The sequence below is a fragment of the Kumtagia sp. genome, from assembly GCF_059502445.1.
In genome coordinates this window covers 1-3,885 of sequence record NZ_JCACER010000055.1, presented here as the reverse complement: position 1 = coordinate 3,885, position 3,885 = coordinate 1, and the positions used below count along the sequence as shown (strand labels likewise).

Here is a 3,885-nt window from a genome sequence, read left to right as displayed (position 1 = left end):
ATACTTCCGAGCCATCGCCAAAGGTTGGGTTCTCAGAGATGTGTGCATGCCGTAGACGAAAGTGGGGGAGAGGTGTCGAGCCCGTAGGGCGAGACGGAGAGGGGGCGCTCAGCGACCTTCGCCGAGCAGTCTTCTCTACGTGAACGTGCAAGAAGCCCCGCCCTACCGCCGCTCTTCCCTGAGATGCGGCTGGCCGAGCGCGCGCGGCTCGTCGAAGCGGTTCTGCGCGCCGGCTCGCAGGCTCGCCCACACCATGACGGCGAGCGTCGCCACATAGGGCGTCATCAGCACGAAATATTGCGGCACCTGCAGGCCGACGGCGGCGATGCGCGGGATCAGCGCCTCGATGCCGCCGAACAGCACCGCGCCCGCCAGCGCCCGCCATGGCTGCCAGCGCGCGAAGATGACCAGCGCGATGGCGATCCAGCCGCGCCCGCCGGCCATGCCGTCGACCCACAGTTTCGCGACGCCGACCGACAGGTAGCCGCCGGCGAGCCCGACCAGCGCGGCACCGACCATGATCGCGCCGTAGCGGTAGAGCGCGACATTGACGCCGGCCGCATCCGCCGCGTCCGGGCCGTCGCCGACGGCGCGCAGCCTGAGGCCGACCATGGTACGTGACAGCACATAGGTGACGGCGAGGAAGATCGGCACCGTCAGGTAGACGACGATGTCCTGCGAGAACAGGATCGGCCCGACCACCGGAAGGTCGGACAGCGGCCCGAGATCGAGCCGGCCGAGCCCCTCCACCGGCCGGTTGGTCCAGCCCTGCTTCGCCGCGATCAGCCCGGTCAGCCCCTGCGCCAGGAAGACGATGGCCAGCCCCGCGATCACCTGGTTGACCCGGAGTGTCACCGTCATCGCCGCGAACACCAGCGACAGCGCGGCCGCGGCCAGCGCCGCGACCAGCAGCGCCGCGAACGGAAGCCCGCCTATGACCAGGAACGCGCCGGCGCCGGCCATGGCGCCCGTCAGCATGAAACCCTCGGCGCCGAGCGACAGCACGCCGGATTTCTCCGTCACGATCAGGCCGAGCGCGGCCAGCGCGAACGGCACGGCGAAGGCGGGCACATTGGCGATCCAGTTGATCAGGAAGTCGACCATCGCGCTATTTCACCAGCCGGATGCGGAAGCGGATGAAGAATTCCGAGGACGCGACCGCGATCACCATGACGGCCTGGATCAGCTGAACCATCGAGCCCGGTATCTGGTAGAACACCTGCAGGCTCTGGCTGGCGACGAACAGGGTGGCCACGAACAGCGCCACCAGCACCGCGCCGAGCGGGTTGTTGCGCGCCATGAAGGCGATCAGGATGCCGGAAAAGCCGTAGCCGACGAAAAAGCTCTGCGTCATCCGGTATTCGACGCCGGCGCTGACGGCGAAGCCGGCGACGCCCGCCAGGGCGCCGGAGAGCAGCGCCGCGCCCAGCGTGACCGCCACCACCGGCAGGCCCATCGCCGCCGCCATCCTGGGATTGGCGTGGATGACGCGGGTGAAGAAGCCGACGCGGCTGACGTCGAGCAGCCACCAGGTGAGCCCCGCCAGCACCAGCGCCAGCGGCAGCGCATAGGTCAGCGTCTGCCAGCCCAGCGGCGCCAGCCGCTCCGCCGCGTCGAACTGCTGCGAATAGGGAAAGCTGCTGCGCGGGTCCTTCCACGGGCCGTAGAGCAGGTGCAGCAGAAGATTGAAGGCGACGTAGTTGAGCAGCAGCGTCGAGATGATCTCGTTGACCGACAATCTTATGCGCAGCAGCGCCGGCAGCAGCATCCACGCCATGCCGCCGAGTGCGGCGGCGAGCATCATCAGCGCGAGCCGCGAAGACTCCGGCCCGACGTCGCCGATGGCGACCGCGGTGGCGGCGATCGAGCCCATGATCATCTGGCCCTCGATGCCGATGTTCCAGAAGCGCACGCGGAAGGCGACCGCCGCGGCGAGCCCGGCGATCAGCAGCGGCGCCGCCTGGGTGAGCACCGCCGAGACGTTCTGCGCGTTGGTGAAGATGGCGACGACGAACTCGTTGGCGAGCTCGGCAAGGCCGATGCCCGACGCCATCAGGATCAGCGCCGAGACCGCGAGCCCGGCGAGCACGCCGCAGGCCAGCACCAGCGCCTGGTACCAGCCCGGCGCATGCTGCCGGCTTTCCAGGCCGAGCCGACCGATGCGGGCGCGGCCCGTCTTGCCGGCTTCCTCCGGCTTGGAGAGGATCGCCATGTCGCGGTGCCCGATGTCAGCCATGATGCACCATGGCGGTGCCGATCGCCTGGCGGTCGGCCGGCGTGTCGAACTCCCGGACGATGCGGCCGCCGCTCATCACCCCGATGCGGTCGGACAGAAGCATCACCTCGTCGAGATCCTCGCTGATCAAGAGCACCCCGGCGCCGGCGTCGCGCGCCTCGCGTAGGCGGCGGTGCACCGCGCCGGCGGCGCGCATGTCGAGGCCGCGGCTAGGGCTGTGGGCGACGACGATGCGCGGCTGCGACGCGAACTCGCGGGCGATCACCAGCTTCTGCGCATTGCCGCCGGACAGCAGCGACGCCTTCTGCCGCAGCCCGCGCACGCCCTGCACTTCGAAGGCGCTCACGGCGGTCGCGGCCTGCGCCTGCGCGGCGCGGCCGTCGACCCGCATCCAGCCGCCGAGGCCGCCCGAGCGCACCGCCTGGACGGCATAATTGTCGGAGACCGAGAGTTCGCCGGCGAGCCCGTAGGTCTGGCGGTCGGCAGGAATGGAGGCGAGACCGAGGTCGCGGCGCCGGCTGGCGCCGTCATGGGTGACGTCGCCGGTGCCGGCGATCGCGATGCGGCCCTGCACCGGCCGGCGCACACCCATCAGGATCTCCGCCAGCTCCGTCTGGCCGTTGCCACCGACGCCGGCGATGCCGTAGATCTCGCCGCGCCGCAGCGCGAAGCTGGCATCCGCGAGCACCCGGTGTCCGTCGGCACGGCAGCCCGCGACACCTTGCAGCGTGAGGATCGGCTCGCCGACGTCTCGCGCCGGATGCCGCTTCTCCGCCACCAGCTCGCCGACGATCATGGAGGTCAGCTCGGCCACGCTGCGCGCCTTCGGATCGGCCGTGGCGATGGTGCGCCCGCCGCGCATCACCGTGACCCGGTCGGCGAAGCGCTTCACCTCGCCGAGCTTGTGCGTGACCAGCACGACCGCCGCGCCCTGCGCCGCCAGCTCGCGCATCATGCCGAGCAACGCCTCGGCCTCCTTGTCGGTCAGCACCGCGCTCGGCTCGTCGAGGATGAGGATGCGCGCGCCCTCGACCAGCACCTTCAGGATCTCGACGCGCTGCTGCTCGGCGACCGACAGCGCGCCGACCGGCCGCCGGAGATCGACCTCGAAGCCGATCGCCTCGGCCTGGCCGCGGATCGCCTGCTCCACGGCGGCGCCGCCGGCAAAGCGCCCCTTGCCGCAGGCGAGCAGGATGTTCTCGACCGCGCTGAAGGCCTTCACCAGCTTGTAGTGCTGGTGCACCATGCCGATGCCGAGCCGCTTCGCCGCCACCGGGCCGTCGATCGCCACCTCGCGCCCGTCGATGCGGATGACGCCGCTGTCCGGCCGGTAGAGGCCGGCGGCGACGTTCATCAGCGACGATTTTCCGGCGCCGTTCTCGCCGAGCAGCGCATGCACCTCGCCGGCCGCGACCGAAAACGACGCGCCGGCAAGCGCCGGGAAGCCGTCGAAGCTCTTCGACACTGCCGCAAGGTCGAGCGCCGCCACCTGCGTCATGCCGGTGGCACCCCTGAACGGCGGGGGCGTCGCGCTGCGGCCGACTTGCTCTCCCTTTCATGGGCAGGGCATGTGGGGTTACCCCCACCCCTAACGCCTCCCCTCAAGGGCAGGGCTATCGCATATGAGTTGTATCGGAGCGGCAGACAGC

At 70.4% G+C, this 3,885-nt stretch carries 3 protein-coding genes; all 3 read right to left on the bottom strand.

What is annotated here, in order from left to right; all coding sequences use genetic code 11:
• Positions 1–162 precede the first annotated feature (162 nt).
• The 3 genes from AC5JDC_RS17160 to AC5JDC_RS17150 are packed head-to-tail and all read right to left on the bottom strand — an operon-like array spanning position 163 to position 3,734.
• Positions 163–1,104, bottom strand: a complete 942-nt coding sequence (locus tag AC5JDC_RS17160) for an ABC transporter permease (RefSeq protein WP_495843021.1) — start codon at positions 1,102–1,104, stop codon at positions 163–165.
• 4 nt (positions 1,105–1,108) lie between these two features.
• On the bottom strand, positions 1,109–2,236 hold the full coding sequence (locus tag AC5JDC_RS17155) for an ABC transporter permease (RefSeq protein WP_495843019.1): 1,128 nt from the start codon (positions 2,234–2,236) through the stop codon (positions 1,109–1,111).
• Positions 2,229–3,734 (bottom strand): ABC transporter ATP-binding protein, encoded by a 1,506-nt coding sequence (locus AC5JDC_RS17150; RefSeq protein ID WP_495843017.1) that lies wholly within the window; start codon positions 3,732–3,734, stop codon positions 2,229–2,231. Before AC5JDC_RS17150 ends, AC5JDC_RS17155 begins: the two co-directional genes overlap by 8 nt.
• Between the last annotated feature and the right edge of the window lie 151 nt (positions 3,735–3,885).

What these genes read in the sequence shown, in the direction of transcription:
- AC5JDC_RS17160 (WP_495843021.1), bottom strand. Translation starts at nt 1,104, where the DNA reads ATGGTCGACTTCCTGATCAACTGGATCGCCAATGTGCCCGCCTTCGCC.
- AC5JDC_RS17155 (WP_495843019.1), bottom strand. Translation starts at nt 2,236, where the DNA reads ATGGCTGACATCGGGCACCGCGACATGGCGATCCTCTCCAAGCCGGAG.
- AC5JDC_RS17150 (WP_495843017.1), bottom strand. Translation starts at nt 3,734, where the DNA reads ATGACGCAGGTGGCGGCGCTCGACCTTGCGGCAGTGTCGAAGAGCTTC.